Raw genomic sequence first — 1614 nt, 5'->3', positions numbered from 1 at the left:
ACGGGCATGATCGGGACATAGTTGATTTCGGTGCCGGCGCGGTCGCCGTACATGGGGTCATCCGGAAGGTACTTGCAATGTTCTTCACGAACATTGTCAACTACTCCCCTTTCGATTTCGCGGGAGACGTGCAGTAACTACGTGGAGCTTAAGAAAGCGCCTTAACGATGTAGGGCAGCAACGCCCGGAAGGCGTTGCCCCGGTGACTGATGGCGTTCTTCTCCGCGCTGCTTAGCTCGGCGCAGGACTTATGCAGTCCCACCGGCTGCAGGATCGGGTCGTAACCGAAGCCACCCTCACCCCGAGGCTCAGGAAGCAAGGTTCCCTCAAGGGTCCCCTCCTCCACTATGTCCAAGGATCCGTCCGGGTTGGCCAGCGCCGCGGCACAGACAAAGCGCGCGCCACGGTGCTCAGGTGCAATATCCGAGAGCTGAGCCAAGAGCAGGTTCAAGTTCGCCGTGTCATCCCCGTGTGCGCCAGCCCAGCGCGCCGAGAAGATCCCCGGTGCTCCGCCCAGCACGTCCACGGCCAATCCTGAATCATCGGCAATAGCCAAAGCGCCGCTGAACTGGGCCACAGCGTGAGCCTTCAGCCGGGCATTCGCCGCGAAGGTGACACCTGTTTCGGCAACATCCGGGGCATCGATAGCTCCGGCGTCGAGCACTTCAGTGTCCACATCCAGACCAGGAATCTGGCCACGGAGCAGCTCGCGCAGCTCCCTTAGCTTGCCCTGGTTGTGGGTGGCGAGGACCAGTTTGGGCGCGCTCATTAGCTGCCGAGGGTCTCGCGCTGGATCTGGGCCAGCTGCGTGGTCCCGATCAGGGCCAGGTCCAGGAGCTGGTTGAGCTCGTCGCGATCGAACGGTGCGCCTTCTGCAGTGCCCTGGACCTCGACGAACTTGCCGGAGCCGGTGACAACGACGTTCATGTCGGTCTCGGCGCGGACGTCTTCAACGTAGGGCAGATCCAGCATCGGGACGCCGTCGATGATGCCAACAGAGATGGCGGAGACGGTGTCAATCAAGGGCTGAGCGTTCTTGGCGATCAGCTTGTTTTCCTTGGCGAACGCAATGGCGTCGGCCAGGGCCACGTAGGCGCCGGTGATGGCCGCCGTGCGGGTGCCGCCGTCAGCCTGGAGCACGTCACAGTCCAGCACAATGGTGTTTTCGCCGAGGGCCTTGGTATCGATGATGGAGCGCAGTGAGCGGCCGATCAGACGGGAGATCTCATGGGTGCGGCCACCGATCTTGCCCTTGACGGATTCGCGAGAGTTGCGGGTGTTCGTGGCGCGCGGGAGCATGGCGTATTCGGCCGTGACCCAGCCGGTGCCTTCGCCCTTGAGCCAGCGCGGCACGCCGGGGGTCAGGGAGGCGGTGCAGAGTACGCGGGTGTTGCCGAATTCGATCAGGGCCGAACCTTCGGCCTGCTTGGACCAGCCGCGAGTGATGGTGATGTCGCGAAGCTGGTCATTGGTGCGCCCGTCGGCGCGGAGTGTTTCAGATGAAGTCATGGGTATAAGCCTACCGGCCGAGGGGCCACAGCGTGGGCCCACGGCCGCGAGGGACCCGGCGCGAGCTTGCGAGCGGTGGGAGCGGCTGGGGAGCGCAGCGAGGTT

2 protein-coding genes are annotated in these 1614 nt (G+C 63.8%); both read right to left on the bottom strand.

Features of this window, described 5'->3' with window-relative positions; translation table 11 throughout:
- Positions 1-148 precede the first annotated feature (148 nt).
- Positions 149-769: an RdgB/HAM1 family non-canonical purine NTP pyrophosphatase gene (rdgB, locus tag AB0O97_RS15915; RefSeq protein WP_363883926.1), complete on the bottom strand. Its 621-nt coding sequence runs from the start codon at positions 767-769 to the stop codon at positions 149-151.
- Positions 769-1509 carry a ribonuclease PH gene (rph, locus tag AB0O97_RS15910; RefSeq protein WP_363883924.1) on the bottom strand — a complete coding sequence of 247 codons (741 nt, stop codon included), beginning with the start codon at positions 1507-1509 and terminating at the stop codon, positions 769-771. Before rph ends, rdgB begins: the two co-directional genes overlap by 1 nt.
- Positions 1510-1614 lie beyond the last annotated feature (105 nt).

Origin of the sequence: Specibacter sp. NPDC078692, assembly GCF_040686835.1 — a bacterium.
Classification (GTDB): Bacteria; Actinomycetota; Actinomycetes; order Actinomycetales; family Micrococcaceae; genus Specibacter.
Note: the sequence above shows the minus strand (reverse complement) of the source record. Positions and strands in the feature narration are given on the sequence as shown.